The organism is Rhizobacter sp. AJA081-3, from assembly GCF_017795745.1.
Classification (GTDB): domain Bacteria; phylum Pseudomonadota; class Gammaproteobacteria; order Burkholderiales; family Burkholderiaceae_C; genus Piscinibacter.
In genome coordinates this window covers 3,877,588-3,897,262 of sequence record NZ_CP059067.1, presented here as the reverse complement: position 1 = coordinate 3,897,262, position 19,675 = coordinate 3,877,588, and the positions used below count along the sequence as shown (strand labels likewise).

Sequence of the window (19,675 nt, the reverse complement as noted above, 5' to 3'; positions counted from 1 at the left end):
TAGTGTGCCGGGCTCAGCGCGGCCGCGCAGCCGTGACGCGCCAGACCACGTCGCCCACGTCGTCGGCCACCAGCAGGGCGCCGTCGGCGGCGAGCGCCACGCCCACCGGCCGGCCGTAGGACTCCGATTCGTCAGGCGCCAGGAAACCGCCGAGGATGTCGCGCGGTGGCCCGGCCGGCCGCCCGTTCGCGAAGGGCACGAAGACGACCTTGTAGCCGCTGAGCGTGCTGCGGTTCCACGAGCCATGCTGGCCGATGACCATGCCGTCTTCATCGAAACCGGGCAGCGTGCCGCCGGGCATCCAGCACAGGCCCAGCGATGCGGTGTGCCCGCCCAGCGCGTAGTCGGGCACCATCGCGCGGGCGACGGCGGCCGGGTCCTGCAGCACGCGATCGTCCACCGTCGGGCCCCAGTAGCTGTAGGGCCAGCCGTAGAAGCCGCCGTCGATCACCGAGGTGAGGTAGTCCGGCGGCGTCTCGTCGCCCAGGCCGTCTCGTTCGTTGACCACCGTCCACAGCGCCTTCGTGTGCGGCTCCCAGGCCAGGCCCACGGGGTTGCGCAGGCCGGCGGCGAAGATGCGGTGGCCACCGGTCGCCAGATCGAGTTCGTAGATGCAGGCGCGGCCCTGCTCGACGTCCATGCCGCTCTCGGCGATGTTGCTCAGCGAGCCCACGCCGATGTAGAGCTTGCGCCCATCGGGGCTGGCCAGCAGGCTGCGCGTCCAGTGCCCGCCACCCGGGTAGCTCGTCAGCGGGCGACCCGGCGCAGTGATGCGGGTCGTGCCCGGCGTGTACGGAAAGGCCACCACGCCATCGGTGTTGCCGACGTAGAAGGTGTCGCCCAGCAGCGCCATGCCGAAAGGCTGGCGCAGGTCCTCGAGGAAAGCCTCGCGACGTTCGGCCACGCCGTCGCCATCGGCGTCGCGCAGCAGCGTGATGCGGTTCGGGCTCACGCCCACGGCGGCGGCGCGGCGCATCGTGCTGAACATCGCCAGGTCGAACAGCGACTTCGCCGGGCCGGGCAGGAACAGCGATTCGGCCACGGTGACGTCGCCGTTGGGCAGCACGTGGATCCAGCGCGGGTGCTTCAGGCCGGTGGCGAAGGCATTGACCGCCAAGCCGGGCGCCGCCGAAGGCCGATGGCCCGGCGCCCAACCGCGGGCCGTGGGCATCTTCAGCGTCGGGATGCGGCCCTGCGGGCGCGCCGCGGGGATGGTCGGCGCCGTGCCGACGGCCTGGCCCGCCACGCTGCCTTGCAGCCGCCGCCAGGCGATGGCCACGTCGCCGACCCGCGCGACCAGATGCGCGAACGCGCCGGACATATTCATGACACCCCTCCTTCGGACCGGGCGGATGTTAGGACAGGACGTCCTCCGGCGCTCCGGCCGGGCGATTCAGGCGTGGCGGATGGCCGTCGGCTCGATCCCGAACATGCGCCGGTGCGTGCGCGTCAGGTGCGAGGAGTCGGCAAAGCCGGCTTCGTGCGCCGCGTCGGTCCAGGAGGCGCCGGCCATCGCCGCTTCGATGGCCACGTTGATGCGCAGCCACAGCACGTAGGCGCGGAACGAGGTGCCGGTCTCCTGCACGAACAGGTGCCTGAAGCGGCTCGGCGAGAGCGTCGCCGCAGCCGCGGCATCGGCCAGAGAGACGGTCGTGCGGATGCGCGAGCGGATGCGCTCGAGCGCACGCTGCAGGCGCGGGTCGCTGGCGCCCACCGCTGGCACGCCGGCCGAGTTCAACGCCAGCTGGGCGACCGTGTCCCGCGCGATGCCGCGCATCGTGTCGGCATCGCTCGCGCTGCGCAGTGCCGCGAGCAGACGATCGGCCAGACGCCGCGCTTCGGGCTGCGCCAGCGCGCTCAGGCCCAGCGCGCCGAAGCGGCTCGACAAGGCGCGGCCCTCGGTGCTCTCGGGTTCGACGAACAGGTGCGCCACGGTCGCGCCGTCGAGCTCGAACTCGTGCGGGCAATGCGAGGGCACGATGGCGGCCTCGAAGGCCGTCCACGGCACGTCGCGTTCGGTGCGGAAGCGGAAGCCGCCCACCAGTGCGAACGCGATCTGGTGCGCATGGTGCGCGTGCCACTCTGAGCGGCCCTGGCCTTGCCCGATCCACAGGCTGCCGGATTGCCAGAAGTAGACGCGGCCCGAGGCGGCGATGCGCTGGCGATCGAGCTTCGAGTTCGTCACGGGAGCCCTCTCGCAAGTCAGCCGTTTCGTTCAATCGCCGCAGCGGGTCGCCCGGAAGAATCCTTCCTCATCGACCCACCCCGACGAGCCCCTGATGAACCACTTCGCCCGCCGCATCCGCACCAGTGTCCAGCACGAACTGGACGCCGCCCGCGAAGCCGATTCGCAGGGTCTCGCGCAGATCGCCTTCGTCCACCTGGAGCGGGCGCATGTGCTCGGCCAGGCCGCGACGATCGAGCATGTGCGCGTTCATGCCCGCATGTTCGTCTGGGCGGCCCGTCACCGCAAGGCCGGTGAAGCCCTGGGCCAGCTGTGGCGGATCGCCGCCGCGGCGCTGATGACCGGCATCGGCTGGCTGCCCGAAGGCAACACGGGCGGCGCCGACATCAGCGGCTTCCGTCGCCTGCCGATCCCGCCCGACCTGCAGCGCGTGCTGGACGACGCGCGCCGCCCGTGAACCTCGTCCATCCCCGCGAACCCCCTGGAGAAAGCACCATGTTCCGACCTCTCGTTTCGAGCGCCTTCCTGGCCTCGACGCTGGCCCTCGTGGCCTGCAGCACGCCGCGCGACCTCGACCTGTCCCTGCGCCATCCCAGCGCCCAGGGCCGCTACGTCGTGCAGATCGATCCGCCGGCGGCCGCGCCGGCCATCAACCAGCTGCACGCCTGGCAGATCAGGCTGCACCGCCCCGACGGCACGCCGGTGCGCGACGCGCGTTTCGCTGTCGACGGCGGCATGCCCCAGCATGGGCACGGGCTGCCCACCCGCCCGCAGGTCACGCAGGAGCTGGCCGACGGCACCTACCTGATGGAAGGCATGAAGTTCAGCATGACCGGCTGGTGGGAGATCAAGCTCGCCATCCAGGCGGCCGAGGGCGCGGACTCGGTGGTCTTCAACACCGTGGTCGAAGCGCCGGGAGCGCGGCGATGAAGGCGCTCACGGCGGCGACCGCCGGACTCGCCTTGGCCAGCGCGCTGTCGCTGCTCACCGGCTTCACCTTTGCCGATGCCTGGTCGGCCGAAGACAAGGCCGTGCTCGCCTCGCTGAGCCTGGACCGGCTGCCGCCCACGCCCCGCGATGCCTCCAACGCCTTCGCCGACATCCCGGCGGCCGCGGCGCTCGGCAAGCGCCTGTTCACCGACACGCGCTTCTCGCGCAACCAGGCCGTCTCCTGCGCCACCTGCCACGCGGCCGATCGCCAGTTCCAGGACGGCCTGCCGGTCGGAAAGGGCGTCGGCAGCGGATCGCGGCGGACCATGCCGATCGCGGGCGCGGCGCACGGTGCCTGGTTCTTCTGGGACGGGCGCAAGGACAGCCTGTGGTCGCAGGCGCTGGGCCCGCTGGAAGACGGTGTGGAACACGGCAGCAACCGCACGCGCATCGCGGCGCTGCTGATGGCGAATTACCGATCCGACTTCGAGGCCTTGTTCGGCGCCATGCCGGATCTCTCCGGGCTGCCGGCCGACGCCGGGCCGAACGGCACGGTGGCTGAACGCGCGGCCTGGCAGTCGATGCCGGCTCACCGCCGCCAAGATGTGAACCGCGTGTTCGCCAACCTGGGCAAGGTGATCGCCGCGTACGAGCGCACGCTGAGCCTGGGCGAGTCGCGCTTCGATCGGTACGCGCGTGCCGTCGTGGCGGGCGATTCCGCCGGGCAGGCGGTGCTGTCTGCCGCCGAAGTGCGCGGCTTGCGCCTGTTCATCGGCCCCGGTCAGTGCGCGACCTGCCACAACGGGCCGCTCTTCACCGACCAGCACTTCCACAACACCGGCGTGCCGCCGCGCGACGCGGCCCGGCCCGACCCGGGGCGCACGGCGGCCACGGACCGGGTCGGGCGCGACGAATTCAATTGCCTGGGCGACTACAGCGACGCGCCGAAGTCGGCCTGCCAGGAACTGCGCTTCATGGCGAGCGGCGACGCGGCTTCGGTGGGCGCATTCAAGACGCCCGGCCTGCGCAACGTCGCGCAGCGCGCGCCCTACATGCACGCGGGCCAGTTCGCCAGCCTCGACGAGGTCATCGCGCACTACGTAGCGTCTCCCACCGCGGCGCTCGGGCACTCGGAGCTCGCGCACGAGCGCAGCGGCTCGGCGCATCGCCAGCCGATCCGCCTGACCGCCACGCAGGCACGCGACCTCGCGGCCTTCCTGCAGACCCTGTCGGGCCCGATCGTCGAAGCGCCGCGACCGGATTGATCCGGTGCACCCGAAGCGGCGTTTTCGCAACGCACGACCGATTGCTGACGTACGGCAATGCGAGGCGCGGCGATCGGCCAATGATTCACCCCAACTGAGAGTCTCCAGGGGGTGAAACCATGTCCGGCCAATCCGTCTCGACGCGCGCGGGCGCACGCACCGCGCTTTCCGCTGCCGCACTGTCGGCGCTGACCACGCTGCCGCTGGCCGCCCACGCCGGCACGCCCGGCTGGCTGCTCGCCTTCGCCGCGCACGATGCCGGTGTCTGCCTGGCCAGCGCCCGGCCGGGGCCGGCGCGGGTGCTGCCGCGGAGCTTCGCGCTCAAGCCGGTGGCCGCGGCCAGCAGCAGCGCGCTGTGCGGCGCCGGCGCGCGGGTGGCGCCGGCCACCGGCACGGGCTCGTATGCCGACATCGTCAACGACATCGCGATCGTCGAATGGCGCACCGGCGACGAGACCTCGCCCGTCTTCGCCGTCGGCATCCTGGGCGACAAGCGCACGCGCAGCATCCTCAACCGCGGCAGCGTGGACGCGCGGGCGACCGCCAGCGTCGACAGCTTCGACCCGACGATCAGCCTGTCGACCGGCGGCGATGTCACCGAGAGCCTGACGGTGAGCGCCAGCGCCATCGGCATTGCCGGCGGCGCCGGCCAGGCGAACATCACCAACACCGGCACGGTCGCCGCCACGGCGACGGCGACGGTGGACCAGGTCGCCGTCACGCTGACGCTGGCCGAGACGGCGCATGTGTCCGCCACGACGGCGATCACGGCGACGGCGGTGGGCATCGACGGCGGCGATGCGGCCGGCGGCCGGCCGCACGAGGGCAGCAAGGGGCACAGCAGCGGCGGCAGCGACGGCGGGCACGGCGGCAGCACCCTGCGCAACGATGGCAGCGTGCTGGCCGACGCCACCGCCAGCAGCACCGACGTCGCCGTGACGGTGAGCGGCTTCAATTTCGCCACGGCCGACACCGCGGTGTCGCTGGACGCGAAAGCGACCGGCATCCGCGCCGGTGCGTCGACGGGCAGCATCGTCAACACCGGCTCGGTGACGGCGATCTCGAAGGCCGAGCTGATCGGTGTCGAGGTGGGCGCCAGTTTCGCCGACCTCTCGATCTTCGACCGGGCATCCAGTGATGTCTCCACCACGCTGCGCGCCGGCGCGATCGGCATCGACGCCCGCGACGCGAAGAAGGGCGCGAACATCGACAGCACCGGCAGCGTGTCGGCCACCGCGACGAGCTTCGTGAACTCCACCGGCGTGTCGATCGGCTCCGAAGGGGTGTCCTCCGAAGTGGAGTCGCTGTTCACGGGGCCGATCGCCAAAGCCGACATCACGGCCACGGGCAGGGCGGCGGGCGTGCGCAGCGGCGTCGGCGACGACACGGTGTCGCTGGCCGGGAGCGTGACCGTCGTGGCCGGCGCCACGGCACAGCAGCAGAACGTCGACGTCGGCATCGGCGTGTTCGACCTGCACATACCGACGCCCGGTTTCTCGGTGGTCGGCGCCGGCACCAAGGCCAGTGCAGAGGCGGCCGGCGTGGCGACGGACGGCGGCAACGACCGCATCGTGCAGGGCGCGGTGACGAACGTGAACGCGAGCGCCCAATCGTCCGTCGTCGTGGTCAGCGCGACTCTGGCCGACCTCGCCATCGACCCGCGCGAGGACCTGCCATCGCTGCCGATCGGCTACGAGGTGCTGGTCGTCGACGGCATCAGCAAGGCCAGGGCCGGTGCCGTCGGCATCGACGCCGGCAAGGGCGACGACACGATCCTCAACAGCGGCAGCGGCAACCTGGCCGTCGGCGCGACCGCCAAGGCCGGCAGCGTCGACGTGACGGCGCGCGCAGGGCTGAAATTCGAGGATTCGAAGAAGCCGGACCCGAGCAAGGCCAGCGTGTCCGCCGAATTCGGCGTCCAGCTGGCGCGCGCCAGCATCGACGCGAAGAGCGCCGCCACCGGCATCGACGGCGGTGAGGGCCACGACACGATCGTCAACGACGGCGTGCTCGGTGCCACGGCCACCACCGAGACGCACGCGGTGCTGGTGCGCTTCGACCTGATGGGCCCGCTCGACTTCGACCAGGGCGACAACCCGTCCCTGCTCGCCAGCGCCGCTGCGAGCGACACCTCGAACAGCGCCACCGCGACGGCCGCGGCGGTGGCCGGCGGTGCGGGCGACGACGAGATCGTCAATCGCGGGCAGGCCACTGCCAGCGCCACGGCGACGGCGCTCAACGTGAGCGCCGGCCTCAGCGTGAAGCTGGAGAAGAACGGTGCGCTGGCCGGCGTCGTGCTGATCGATTCCGACGCGACCGCCACCGCCCGCGCGGTCGGCCTGGACGGCGGCGCCGGCACGGACCGCATCGAGAACACCGGCCGGGTCGACAGCACGGCCGGCGCGAGCGCGACCTCGGTGAGCGCCACGCTGGAGGTGCAGAGCGTCTCGGACAAGGGCCTCGCGGCCGGCGTGTCGGTGCTCGACGCCGACACCACGGCCAGCGCCACCGCGGTGGGCCTGCGCAGCGGCGACACGGCATCGGTGCAGGGCGACAAGCATGACGCGGCAGCGGACACGCGCCGCAGCGCATCGAGCGGCGAGACGAAGGCCTGCGCGAACGCTTCCGTGCACACGGGATGCACGCCGCCCGCGCCGGCGCCGGAGCTGCGCAACGCCGGCATCGTCAAGGTCGATGCCGATGCCGCCAACGTGGCCGTCAACGCGACGGCGCACGTGAACATCGCCAAGCAGGGCGCCGCCGTGGGTGTGGCGCTCAGCGACACCAGCGCGACCACGATCGCCCGGGCCACCGGCATCGAGGGCGACGGCACGGGCGAACGTGTCGTCAATGACGGCACGATCGGCCTGACGGCGACCTCGAACGCCGTCTCGGTGGGCGTCAACCTCACCGTCGAGGGCTCGGCCACCGGCCTGGCGGCCGGCGCCACGCTGACACGCTCGTCCGTCGATGCGAGCGCCACGGTGACCGGCATCGCAGGCGGCGGCGGCGACGACGAGATCCTCAACACCGGCTCGATCGCCACGCAGTCGCGCAACGTGCAAGACCCGCGCAATGTGCAGGCCAATGCGACGACGGTCAGCGTCGGCATCGAGCCGACCGTCGTCACCAAGACGGGCGCCGCGATCGGCGCGGCCCTCACCGACACGCGTGCCACCTCGAACGCCACGGCCATCGGCATCGACGGTGGCGAGGGTGACGACAAGGTCGTCAACCGCGGCGACATCACGCTCGCCACGATCGGCTCCGACACCACCGCGGTGGGCGTGGCGCTGGAGCTGGCGCTCGCCAAACAGGGCTTCACCGCCAGCGCGGCGCTGGCCCGCGCCGACGCGACCAGTACGGCGACGGTTGCCGGCATCGCCGGTGGCGCCGGCGACGACACGCTCGTCAACGAGAAACAAGTCACCCTGAGGAACGTGAAGAGCGACAGCAATGCCGTCAGCGTGTCGCTGGACATTTCCGGCGCGCAGGACGGCCTGGTGATCGGCGCGGCGCTGGCCGACGCCGGCGCCGCGTCGACCACCACCGCCGCGGGCCTGGCCGGCGGCGACGGGCGCGACACGCTGGCCAACCGCGGCACGGTCAGGATCGAGGACATCGCGGCCGAGTCCGACGCGGTCGGCGTCAGCGTCGACATCAAGATCGCCAAGAACGGGCTCGGCGTGGGCGCCGCGCTGGTCAAGAGCGGTGTCGCGTCCACCGCCGAGGCCACGGGCCTGTCGGGCGGCGCCGGCAACGACACGCTGGTCAACGACGGCGACATCGACATCCTGCGCGGCACGGCGAATGCCGATGCCGTGGGCGTGTCCGTCGCGCTGGCCGCATCGAGCAACGGCGTGAACGTCGCCGCCGGCCTGGCCGACGGCAGCAGCAGTGCGACGGCGAGCGGCCGCGGCCTGGCCGGCGGTGCCGGCGACGACCTCGCGGTCAATCGAGGCCACATCGGCATCAGCGGCCTGCGGGCCGGCGGCAGCGCGGCCTCGGTCTCGCTGGGGCTGGCGGGGGCCAACAACGGCATCAGCGCCAGCGCCGCGCTGGCCGACAGCAGTGCCACGGCGATCGCTGGCGCCACCGGCATCGACGGCGGCGAAGGGCACGACGAACTGTGGAACATGTCGGGCATCGCGATCGGCGACATCAAGGCCCAAGCTATCGCCGTGAGTGCCGACGTGGCGATCAGCGGCACGCTGTCCGCCGGCGTGGCGGCCGGCGCGGCGCTCGGCAGGGCCAGCGCGACGGCCGAGGCCACTGCGGTGGGTGTGGACGGCGGGGCGGGCAACGACCGGCTGGCCAACAAGGCCGACGGCCACATCGTCATCGACGACGTGGGCGCCTCCACCACGGCGGTCGGCGTCAGCGTGCAGCTCGGTGTGGTCAGCAACGGGGCGGCGATCGGCGCCGCGCTGGTCGACACCTCGACCACGGCGCGCGCGACGGCGGTCGGGCTGCAGGGGGGGCTGGGCGACGACGTGATGTCCAATGCCGGCGAGCTCACGCTGCAGAACATCCACGCCGATGCCCTGGCCGTCAGCGTTTCCGTCACCGGCAACGCGGCGCTGAACGCCGGCGTCGCGGCCGGCGCGGCCCTGGTCGACGGCAAGGGCACGGCGCAGGTGCGCGCCACCGGCATGGACGGCGGCGCCGGCGACGACACGCTGGTCAACGAGGGCGACATCAAGACCCGTTCGGTCGAGGCCGTCGCGCATGCGACTGGCGTGAGCGTCGCGCTGAACCTCTCGCTGGCCGGCGGTGCCGCGGGGGCGTCGATCACCGACAGCAGCGCCAATGCGCTGACCGTCGTGCATGGCCTGGACGGCGCAGCGGGCAATGACCGGCTCGTCAACCGCGGCACGGTCGACGTGCAGGGCAAGGCCAGCGCGGACTCGGTCGGCGTGTCCGTCACGGTCAGCGGCGCACTCGGCCCGGCGGTCGGCGCGTCCATCGCCGATGCGAGCAGCACGGCGCGGGCCGACGTGTTCGGCGTCGACGCCGGCGAAGGCGACGACACGACACTCAACGAGGGATCGGTGACGGCCGATGCCAGCGCAGTGGCGAATGGAACCTCGGTGTCCATCGTCGTGCCGAACATCTTCGGCGGCTATTCGGCGGCCACGCTGGCCTCGTCGGCCACCGCCCATGCGGTCGGCCTGAACGACGCCGACAGCGCGGCGCCCGCGCCCTGCGGGCACGGCAAGCAGGCGGCGACCGGCCAGGACGAATCCCCATGCGGACGTGACGGCCACGGTGGCAAGAGCGCCATGCCGACCGACCGCGATGGCGGCGACGGCCACGGCGGCCGCGGCGCCACCCTCGCCAACGCCGGCAGCTTGATCGCCACCGCAACTGCGACCGCGACCGGCACGAGCGTCAGCGGCGCACTGTTCGGCTATTCGCTCGGCGACGTCGGCAACACCGCGCTGGCCGAGGCGGCCGGCGTGCGCAGCGGCGCGCGCGACGACAGCATCCTCAACGAGGGAAGCCTCACTGCCGGCAGCGCCGCCACCGCGAGCGGGCTGACGGTCAGCGTGACCGTGGCCGGGACGGCCAACGGGCAGGCCGAAACCACGGCCGTCGCGCAGGCGCTGGGCATCGACAGCGGCGCTGGCGACGACCTGATCGACAACCGGGCGGGCATCGTCGCGACCGCGCGCAGCAACGCGAGCGCGGGTGACGTCACGGTCGGCCTGTTCGGCAACGCGTCGAGTTCCGGCAGCGGCGACGCGTCGGCGGCCAAGACGGCGCGCGCGAGCGCGACCGGCATCGCGGGCGGCGATGGGGACGACACGATCGTCAGCAGCGGCAGCGTGCGGGTCGATGCCGGCCGGGCCGCGCTGCGCCCGGACACGCAGCGCGACGGCAGTTGCACCGCGGAGGCCGGCGGGGCCTGCGCGTCCGCCTCGAGCGTGACCGTCTCCCTGGCGGGCCGCGGCAAGGTGGATGCGGGCACCTCGGCCATCGCACAGGCCGTGGGCCTGGACGGCGGGCGCGGCGACGACCGTGTCGACAACACCGGCCTCGTTCGGGTCGAGGCGCTGGCGCGAAGCCGCACCGGCGGCGCCGGCGTGACGGTGTTCGGCGTCAACGACTTCAAGTCCAGCACGCTGGTCAGCGCGACGGTCTCCGGCATCGCCGGCGGCGACGGCGCCGACCACCTTGCCAACCAGGGCACGATCGAGGCCGAGGCGGCGGCCGACACCTATGCCAGCAACACGGCGGTGGTGATCGGCGGCGTGGCCACGGCCGAGGGCAACACGCAGGCCGCCACCGCGGCGGCCGGCATCGACGGCGGCGCGGGGGACGACACGCTCGTCAACACCGGCGCGGCCAGTCTGAAGGTGGCCGCCGACGCCTACGCGGGCCTGACCGGGAGTTCGTTCTCGTTCGCGGGCAGCGCCCCCACCCGGGCCACCGTGAGCGCCGGCGCGACGGCCGTCGGCCTGCGCGGCGGCAGCGGTGCCGACCTGCTGAAGAACGACGGCGGCATCGACATCGCCGCCGGTTCGCGGGTCGACGTGACGGGCACCGGCACGGCGATTTTCGGCGGTGCGTCCGCCGACTCGAACGTGACGGCGACGGCGACGGCGATCGGCATCGACGGTGGCGACGGTGAGGGCGACGACGGCGACGCGATCGTCAATCGCGGCAGGCTCGGCATCTCGGCGGACGCGACGCTGAACGCAACCTCGACCTCGTTCGGCTTCGGCAATGCGCAATCGAACGAGGTGCTGTTCTCCGTCACGCACGCAACCGGCATCGACGCCGGCGCGGGTGACAACGTCGTGATCAACGATGGCACGCTGACGGCCGACGCCGGCTCCACGCTCGCTGCTTCGGGCGGCGCGACCACGGTGTTCGGCAACACCAGCGCGGCCGCCAACGTGACGGCACGCACCTTCGCTACCGGCATCGCCGCCGGCGCCGGGCACGACGTGATCGCTATCGGCGTGAACGGCAGCCTCGCCGTGACCGGCACGCTCGCGGCGAGCGCGGGCTCCAGTGCCGAGCCGGGCGCCTTGTTCGTCGACGGCAAGGCCGCGTCGTCGGCCGCTGCAGAGTCCGCGGTCATCGGAATCGAAGCGGGCGAGGGCGACAACCGGATCGTCGTGGAAGGCTCGGTCCTCGCCACGCTGAAGGGCTCCGCGACCGCCAGCACCTACGCGGATGCGGACTTCTTCAGCCTGGACAGCGACGCGTTCAGCAACTCCACCGCGACGCTGCGGCCGAGCCGCGCCGTCGGTGTGCAGACCGGCGCGGGCCGCGACCGAATCGCCAACCTAGGCACGATCACCGTGAACGCGAAGCCGGAGGTCACGGCCGCCGCGAACGCGGATGGCGGCGGCCTGATCGACGACGACGCCTATGCGACGGCCACCGCGTCGGCCTCGGGTCTCCAGGCGATCGGCATCGATGCCGGCGCGGGTGACAACGCGATCCTGAACGGCGGCACGATCAGCGTGACGGCAGCGCCGAAGGCGACCGCAAGCGCCGGAAGCGTCGCCTACGGCGGCTCCGATTCCGGCGCTGGCGCGACGGCCACGATAGCTGGCGCGACGGCGATCGGCATCCTTGCCAGCGGCCGCGCCGACCAGGTCGTCAACGAAGGCACGATCGGCGTGCACACCAATGCGCAGGCGCAGGCGTCCGGCTCGACCTCGCCGGGGAGCTTAGTCGGCGGTACCAACGAGTTCGAGTACAGCGTGTCGGAAGTGCGCGGCGCCCAGGCGATCGGCATCTGGCTGCGCGGCCCATCCAGCGGCGTGCTCAACACCGGCAGCATCGATGTCGTTACGTTCGCGTCGTCGCTGGGGTATTCGGACGCTGCGGCCTACGGCCTGCGGATCGATGGCCGGGCGAGCCTCGCCGATGCGGGCAGCCTCAAGGTGCGCAGCACCGCCGACGCGAACGATGCGCCAGCCACCCGCGTGGCGAACGACGGGGCCGTCACCGTGACGTCGAGCGCGCAGGTCCTGTTCGGCGCGTCGGCGAGCGGGGCCTACGGTGTGTGGAGCAGCGGGCCGTCGATCGTGCAGAACGACGGCGGGATCCGGGCCACGGCAAGTGTCCGCGGCCTGTTCGGCAGCGCCACCGCCGAGAGCCACGGCATGTTGCTGGGCCACGGCCGCAACAGCGTCGCCAACGCCGGCGACATCATCGCCAGCACCGAGGCCTTGGGCAGCTTCCTGTTCGGCGGCGGCAGCGGCAAGGCGCTGGCCATCGGCATCGGCTCGGGCGACGGGGGGAGCCGCATCGTCAACACCGGCCGCATCGTGGCCGATGCGGTGAGCAACGGCGAGGCCACGTCCTACGGCATCCGCACCGGCAGCGGCGACGACCTGATCGTCAACCAGGGCAGCATCGTCGCCACGCGCACGGTCGGCGGCGTGGCGATGGCCGGCATCGCCATCGACGCGGGCGCCGGCAACGACACGGTGGTGCTCGGCGACGGCTCGGTGACGCGCGGCGACATCGACCTCGGCGCGGGCACCGACGTGCTGACGATGCGGGGCGCGACCGTGATCGAAGGCACCGTGATCGACGACGGCAGCCGCCTGCTGCTGCAGCTCAACGGCAACGGCAGCTTCGGCGGCACGGTGCCCGCCGCGGCGATCGCCAAGCGCGGCGAAGGCACCTTCGCTCTGGCCTCGCTGCCCTCGGTGCAGCGGCTGGAGGTGCAGGGCGGCACGCTGGAAGTGGCGGGCGACTACCGCTTCCGCGCCGACGGGCAGTTCCAGGCGACGATCAACGGCGACGGCACGCACGGCCGCCTGCTCCTGCTCGGCCAGGCTCAGCTCGGCGGCAGCTACAGCGTGCAGCACGGCTCCGGCCCGTTCGTGAATGGCACGAGCTACGAGCTGTTGCGCGCCGATGGCGGCTTCGCCGAGGACACGTCCTTCGATCGCATCGAGCTGCCGGTGTCGACGCGGCTGGTCAGTTTCCGATCGGCGCAGCAGGCCGGCGCCTTCAGCGTCACGGCCGACGTGAAGAGCTTCGCCACGGTGGCGGCCGGCGGCAACGCAGAGGCCGTGGCACGCCAGCTCGACCGCGTGCTGCCTGCGGCGCGCGGCGATCTGCGCAACACGCTGGGCACCCTGCAGGGCCTGGCGACGGACGCCGAGTTCGCCACCGCCTACGCGAGCCTCAGCCCGGTGACCCACGGGCAGCGGGCAATCGCCGGCGCCGCCAGTGCCAACCGCTTCGGCCAGGCGCTCGAGCAGCGCCTGGGTGCCTTGCAGGTCGGCGCGCGTGCCGATGCGGCCCTGGCCGTGCCGGCGGCCAGTCTGGCGAGCCGCCTGGGCGCCGGCGCGCTGTCCCTGCAGCAGGCATCCGAGTCGCGGCAGGGCAAGCCTTACGGGCTGTGGGTGCAGGCCTTCGCGCAGAAGGGCGACCAGGACGCGTCGGGCGACGTGGCGGGCTACGGCTTCGACCTCGCCGGCCGGGCGATCGGCATGGACCACCGCTTCACGGACAGCTTCAGTGCCGGCGCCGCGTTCGGCTGGGTGAACAACGAGTTCAGGTCCGACATCGCCGGCAACACCGCCGACATCGACTCGCGCCTGTTCGCGCTGTACGGCAGCTACACCGGTGAAGGCTTCTATGCGAGTGGCACCTTCTCGGTGGGGAACACGAGCTACGACAGCCGGCGCAACATCGTCGTCGGTGCCACCAACACGCCGGTGGCGAGTCAGCACGACGCGAAGGTGATCGCCGCCACGCTCGGCGCGGGCATGCCGCTGCGTGCCGGTGGCGGCTGGGTCGACCCGTTCGCCAGCCTGCACTACACGCAGATCAGGGAGGATGGCTTCAGCGAAAGCGGCGGCGGCTCCGCGCTGGCCGTCGAGCAGCGCAAGACGCGCTCGGTGGTTTCCGAACTGGGCGTGCGCTGGGCACAGGCCTACTCGGCGAGCGGCAACGCCAGCGTGAGCCCGGAGGCCAGCGTGGCCTGGTTGCACGACTTCGGCAGCGGCAGCCGGCTGATCAATGCGGCCTACCTCGACGCGCCGGACGCTGCCTTCGCGGTCGAGGGCCAGCCGATCAAGCGCAACGGCGCCAAGCTCGGGCTCGGTGTGACCTACCGCTCGGGCAGCGGGCTGACGACACAGCTGCGCTACTCGGCCGAAGTGCGGCCGGGTTACCGGGCACACGGCATCATCGGCGAGCTGCGTTACGAGTTCTGATGCTTGATTTTCCGGTGCGGGACTGGGTTTAACACCTAGTGGAGAGGGGCGGAGGCACGGGTTAAGATTCGCCGCAGCAGTACTCCCGGCCTCTTCCCGGTGCGCCAGCACCGGCCGGGCCTCATCGCCGTGAACCTCCATCCGCTCGCATCGCCGGTCGCCCGCATGTTCATGTGGGGGCGCGCCCTTCGGGGCTTGTCGCTGTCTTCGATGCTCGACCCGCGCAGGGCCTCTATCGACGATCGCGGCGACGACCTCTCCGATCACCGTGCCTCGCAGGGCGACGACGACGACTGCCGCCGCTCGATGCGCTCGGTGCTCGAGACGCAGATCATTCCGCGCCTCGTGCTGGCGCACCGCCAGGGCATCGCCCGCGCGGAACCCAGCGCGTCACCGCGGCCCCGGCCCGAAGACATCCTGATGCTGGCGCAGCGCTGTGCGGCCGGCGACCGCGCTGGCGCGGCGAGCCTCATCGAAAGCCTGCGGGCTCAGGGGCTCGAGCAGGACAGCGTGCTCGTCGACCTGATCGGCCCCGCCGCGCGCCACCTGGGCGCACAGTGGGAAGACGACCGCGCCAGCTTTGCCGATGTCACGCTCGGTCTCGTGCTGATGCACGAGCTGATCCACTCGATGGGCTACGAGTACCACGACGGCCCGCAGGAGGCCGGCGTCGTCCGCCGCGTGATGCTGGCATCGGCGCCGGGATCGCAGCATGTGCTGGGCCTGTCGATCGTGTCCGAGTTCTTCCGCAAGGCCGGCTGGCAGGTGGTGCTCGAGGTGTCGCCGAGCAGCGCCGAACTGTGTCGGGCCGTGAAGAACGAGTGGTTCGACCTGGTCGGAGTGTCGGTGGCGCTGGATGCGCAGCTGCGCGGTCTGCCTGCGCTGGTGGCGAACCTGAAGGCCGCGTCGCGCAACCCCGTCACGCCCATCCTGCTCGGCGGGCCGGTGTTCGGCTTGCGCCAGCACCAGGCCGAGAGTTTCGGTGCCCAGGCGATCTGCCTGGACGCGCGGGAATCGGTGCGCCTGGCGCTGTCGGTGCTGCCGCGCTGAGCTACCAGGACGCCGGGTCGAGCCGGTAGCAGCGCCGCAGCTGCTCGTACAGCGCCGGGCGTTCGGTGGCCAGCGCGGCCGGTTGCTCGAAGAAGTGCTCGGTCGCCACGGCGAAGAACTCCGCCGGGCTGGTGGCGGCATACGGGTCGATCAGGCCGGGCTGCGCACTGGCCAGCCGCGCGCGCAAGGCTTCGAACTCCTGGTTCATCACCCGCGCCCAGGCCTGCTGCAACGCGCCGCGCCCCACGTAGGGCGCGCCGTTGGCGGCGCCGCTGTCCTGGTCGAGCTGGTGCGCGAACTCGTGCATGGCGACGTTGGCGCCGTCGTGCGGATCGGCCGCGCCGTCGCGCACCGCATCCCAGGCCACGATGACCTGGCCGCGCTGCCAGCTCTGGCCGGCCAGCACGTCGCGGCCCTCGTGGACGACGCCACCCGCGCCCGCCTCGCTGCGCGGCACGACGAAGTGCCCGGGGTAGACCAGCACCTCGCGCAGGTTGCCGAACGAACCGCCGCGCCCGAGCAGCAGGAAGGCCGCCTGCGCGGCGATGGTGACGCGCATCTCGTCGTCGAGCGTCAGGCCGGCGCAGCCGACGAAGGGCACTTCGGCCAGCAGCACCTGGATGTGCTTTTTCAGGCGCAACTGATGTGCAGCGGGCAGCTCGCGCGCCAGCGGCACACGCCGGCGCAGGATCTCGCGCCAGGCGGCCGGGAAGGGGCGGCGAGTCAAACGCTGCCTGCGCCACAGGCGCGCCAGCGTCGGCGCGGCCAGGCCGAAGGCCGCCATCGCGGCGATGGCGAGGACCCACCCGAGGGCGACAAGAAGGCTCACCCGCCCCATGTGGGCCGGGACGTGGCCGATTTCAAGCCGGGTTGCGGCTCGCGCCATCCGGCATTCGGCGCTAACCTTGCGCCCACAACAACAACGGCATGCGGCGCGGCGCCCGCGCGCAGCCATGCAAGGAGACGACGATGCAGCCCCTGTCACGGCACGCCTGCGGCATGCTGCTGGTGCTCGCGCTGGCCGGCTGTTCGCGAGACGAGACACCGGCACCGGTCAAGTTGCTTGCTGCGCCGATCGCGCATCCGGCTGCGTGGATGGACGACGAGCTCGCGCTGATCCTGCCCGACCTGATGGACCTGGTCGTCGACCCGGCGGCCGGCGTGCTGTTCGCCGCAGCCGAACAGCAGGCCCGGACCGATCTCGAACCGCGCACCGCCGAAGCCTGGCAGGCCGTGGTCGACGCGGCCGCCCAGTTGGTGGAGACCGGCGACACGCTGGCCGAGCCGGCGCTGGCCCGCGGCCGGGCCGACTGGCTCGACTGGGCTGCCGCGATGCGCGAGGGTGCCGCCGCCGCGAGCGCGGCATCGAAGCGCCACGACCCGCGCAGCCTCTACGCGGCGGGCCTGCAAGTGCGGGCCAGCTGCCAGGCCTGCCACGCGCGCTACGCGGTGCAGATCGCCGAGCCCCTGGCCATGCGCGTGCCTCGGTAGAGGCGCGTCGTTCAAGGCGTGCAGTAGCGGGTCTGTGCTGCACCGGGCGCGCGCAGGCGCTCCTCGAAGTAGTGGCCCAGCATCGGCGCGATGCTGCGCTGCGAAGCCGCCGGCAGCAGCGGGCCGAGGTCGGTGATCCAGCCGGTGCTGCACTCGGACACGCTGCGATCGCTCGCGGCGCAGCTCAGCAGACGGTCGAGCGCGCCGAGGTAGCGCTTGAAGTCGTCGCGGCTCATGAGCGGCCCATGCCCTGGCAGCACACGCTCGAAGGGCAGGGCCTCGAGCCGGCGCATCGTGGCCTGCCATTGCGCCGGGCAGGCCGTGTCGAAGAAGGGCACGGGCAGGGTGACGAAGTCGCCCACCGCGAGAACGCCGCTGGCCTGGTCGAGCACCCAGACGTCGCCACCGCTCACGCCGCGTTCGACGCCGATGCGGAGCCAGCGCCCGCCGAGTTCGACCGCGCGCGCGGGCCCATCGACATGTTCATCGGGGAGGAAGTTCGCGCGACCGCCGTAGAGCGCCAGGTCGATCTCCACCATGCGACGCGTCTGTTCATCGGTGGCCGGGTCGGCGAGCATGCTGCGAAGCTCGGTTTCGGAGTCGGGCATCTGGCGCTCGACGGCGTCGCGCAGCGCGATGCTGCCGTAGCTGCGCAGCTCGGGCGCGAAGCGCCGCAGCTCGATGTTGCCGCCCAGGTGATCGAGGTGCCAGTGCGTGTTGATGACGGCACGCAGTGGCTGCCCGCGTTCGCCGGCCCATGCGATCAGCGCGGCGACGTGTTCTGCGTGGCGTCCACTGTCGACGATGACCAGCCCATCTCGTCCCTGCAGCAGCAGGCTGTTGCCATCGGGCTGGCGGCCGCGATCGAAGCTTCCGGGCAGCAGCCACACGCCTTCGGCCAGGGGCTCGGGCTGGCGCTTCGGTTGCGCCATGGCCGGCAGCGTGGCGAGCACGGCTGCCGTGAGACACGCGATCGCGAGGGCGACCCGCAACCGCCATCGGGGGAGCGTGGGCAGGCGCATCGGGGTTCTCCAACTGGCCGCTGGTTGCGGGCATCCATGGTAGCCGTGGCCCGCACCGCTGAGCATGATCAATGCGTGCCGGCGTGGCGGGTGGACGATGCCGCATGCGAGTCCTGACCATCTACGCACACCACAACCCGCGGTCGTTCTGCCACGCGATCCTGGAGCGGTTCGACGCCGGACTGCGCGATGCCGGCCACGACAACGAGGTGGTCGACCTGCATGCGATCGGCTTCAATCCCGTCCTGGGTGATCGCGACGCGCCGGACTGGATCGACGACAGCGTGCCGGACGACGTGCTCGCGCGCATGCAGGTCCGGCGCTCGATGCTGCAATCGACGCGCAATCCGCTGCGCCGGCTGCTGGTCAAGCGCTGGATCGGCGATCGGGATGATCGGGAGATCGTTCGCCGCCTGCACGCCCTGGGTGCGCCGAGCGACGTGGCCGAGCAGCAGGCCAAGGTGGCGCGCGCGCAGGCGCTGGCCTTCATCGCGCCGGTGTACTTCGTGGGCTTTCCCGCCATCCTGAAGGGCTGGATCGAACGGGTCTTCAGCCTGGGCTTCGCCTTCGGCATGACGGCCGAAGCCTGGCGCGGCGAGCTCGCCGGGCGCCTGCCGCTGCTGCGCCACGAGAAGGCCCTGATCATCCAGACCACGATCTGGAACGAAGCCTCCTACGACGCGGCCGGGCTGAAGACGGCGATGAAGGTGCTCATCGACGACTACGCCATGCGCTACCCCGGCATCCAGCGGATCGAGCATGCGTACTTCCATGCCGTCCACGGCGCCGACGACGCCACCCGCGCCGCCTGGCTCGAACGCGCCTACCGGCTCGGCCGCGAGTTCTGAAACCGGTCGGCGCGCACTGCGCTGTGGTGCAATGCCCCTTTCGTATCGCGATGGCACGCCTTGGATCGAACCGCTGCCCCGAACCGCCCGGAAGACACGCTGCTGCAGGCGCACGACATCGGCTTCGCGCACCCGGGCCACACGCTGTTCGCCGGCCTGTCCTTTGCCATCGGCCCCGGGCTGACGCTGCTGCGTGGCGGCGACGGGCGCGGCAAGACCACGCTGCTGCGCCTGATCGCCGGCGAGATCGCGCCGACGGCCGGCCGCATCGAGCGCCGCGCCGCGGCGCTGTTCTTCGAGGTGCCCGCTGACCCGGCGCACGACGCCGTGATCGTGCGCGAGTGGCTGGAGGCGCGGCAGCAGCGCTTCGGTGGCTGGCGCGCCGACACGGCCTCCGAACTGATCGAGGGCTTCGGCCTCGCCGAACACCTCGACAAACCGATGTACATGCTCTCGACCGGGAGCCGGCGCAAGGCGGGGCTGGTGGCCGCGGCGGCGAGCCCGGCGCCGCTGACACTCATCGATATGCCCTACGCGGCGCTCGATGCGCCATCGAGCCGCCTGCTCACGCGGCTGCTGGCCGAGGCCGCTGCGCAAGCGACACGCGCCTGGGTGATCGCCGACCACGAACGGCCGGCAGTGTTGACTGGCTTGCGCCTGTCGGTCGTCGACCTGGGCGACTGAG

The 19,675-nt window shown here is 72.1% G+C and carries 12 protein-coding genes; 8 read left to right on the top strand and 4 right to left on the bottom strand.

All coding sequences use genetic code 11. From position 1 onward, the window contains the following. Positions 1-13: 13 nt before the first annotated feature. Entirely contained in the window at positions 14-1,327 is a 1,314-nt protein-coding gene (locus HZ992_RS18550; RefSeq protein WP_209383295.1) for a PQQ-dependent sugar dehydrogenase, read from the bottom strand. A gap of 66 nt (positions 1,328-1,393) precedes the next feature. Beyond that, on the bottom strand, positions 1,394-2,185 hold the full coding sequence (locus HZ992_RS18545) for a helix-turn-helix transcriptional regulator (RefSeq protein ID WP_209383294.1): 792 nt from the start codon (positions 2,183-2,185) through the stop codon (positions 1,394-1,396). Between the two features lie 94 nt (positions 2,186-2,279). On the opposite strand from HZ992_RS18545, the gene HZ992_RS18540 reads away from it, so the two are divergent. From HZ992_RS18540 to HZ992_RS18520, 5 genes are all read left to right on the top strand, one after another. Continuing rightward, positions 2,280-2,642 (top strand): DUF3703 domain-containing protein, encoded by a 363-nt coding sequence (locus HZ992_RS18540; protein WP_209383293.1) that lies wholly within the window; start codon positions 2,280-2,282, stop codon positions 2,640-2,642. Between the two features lie 38 nt (positions 2,643-2,680). Then, complete coding sequence (locus HZ992_RS18535; RefSeq protein WP_209383292.1) at positions 2,681-3,115, top strand: FixH family protein; 435 nt, start codon at positions 2,681-2,683, stop codon at positions 3,113-3,115. Further along, complete coding sequence (locus HZ992_RS18530; protein WP_209383291.1) at positions 3,112-4,380, top strand: cytochrome-c peroxidase; 1,269 nt, start codon at positions 3,112-3,114, stop codon at positions 4,378-4,380. Before HZ992_RS18535 ends, HZ992_RS18530 begins: the two co-directional genes overlap by 4 nt. A gap of 119 nt (positions 4,381-4,499) precedes the next feature. After that, positions 4,500-14,579, top strand: a complete 10,080-nt coding sequence (locus HZ992_RS18525) for an autotransporter outer membrane beta-barrel domain-containing protein (RefSeq protein ID WP_209383290.1) — start codon at positions 4,500-4,502, stop codon at positions 14,577-14,579. 195 nt (positions 14,580-14,774) lie between these two features. Continuing rightward, positions 14,775-15,629 (top strand): cobalamin B12-binding domain-containing protein, encoded by an 855-nt coding sequence (locus HZ992_RS18520; RefSeq protein ID WP_245213108.1) that lies wholly within the window; start codon positions 14,775-14,777, stop codon positions 15,627-15,629. A gap of 1 nt (position 15,630) precedes the next feature. Here the strand turns inward: HZ992_RS18520 and HZ992_RS18515 are convergent, their stop codons facing one another. Beyond that, the gene (locus HZ992_RS18515) at positions 15,631-16,458 is read right to left on the bottom strand and encodes a M90 family metallopeptidase (RefSeq protein ID WP_209383289.1); all 828 of its coding nucleotides are present in this window, start codon (positions 16,456-16,458) and stop codon (positions 15,631-15,633) included. A 140-nt stretch (positions 16,459-16,598) separates the two neighbouring features. On the opposite strand from HZ992_RS18515, the gene HZ992_RS18510 reads away from it, so the two are divergent. Beyond that, complete coding sequence (locus HZ992_RS18510) at positions 16,599-17,120, top strand: cytochrome c (protein WP_209383288.1); 522 nt, start codon at positions 16,599-16,601, stop codon at positions 17,118-17,120. Positions 17,121-17,131: 11 nt separating this feature from the next. On the opposite strand, the gene HZ992_RS18505 is transcribed toward HZ992_RS18510, so the two are convergent. Next, positions 17,132-18,052 (bottom strand): MBL fold metallo-hydrolase, encoded by a 921-nt coding sequence (locus HZ992_RS18505; RefSeq protein WP_209383287.1) that lies wholly within the window; start codon positions 18,050-18,052, stop codon positions 17,132-17,134. Positions 18,053-18,246: 194 nt separating this feature from the next. Here HZ992_RS18505 and HZ992_RS18500 point away from each other — a divergent pair, with 194 nt between their 5' ends. Both HZ992_RS18500 and HZ992_RS18495 read left to right on the top strand, forming a co-directional pair. Continuing rightward, entirely contained in the window at positions 18,247-18,990 is a 744-nt protein-coding gene (locus HZ992_RS18500; protein WP_209383286.1) for an NAD(P)H-dependent oxidoreductase, read from the top strand. A gap of 60 nt (positions 18,991-19,050) precedes the next feature. Next, positions 19,051-19,674 carry an ABC transporter ATP-binding protein gene (locus tag HZ992_RS18495; protein WP_209383285.1) on the top strand — a complete coding sequence of 208 codons (624 nt, stop codon included), beginning with the start codon at positions 19,051-19,053 and terminating at the stop codon, positions 19,672-19,674. Position 19,675: the final 1 nt, after the last annotated feature.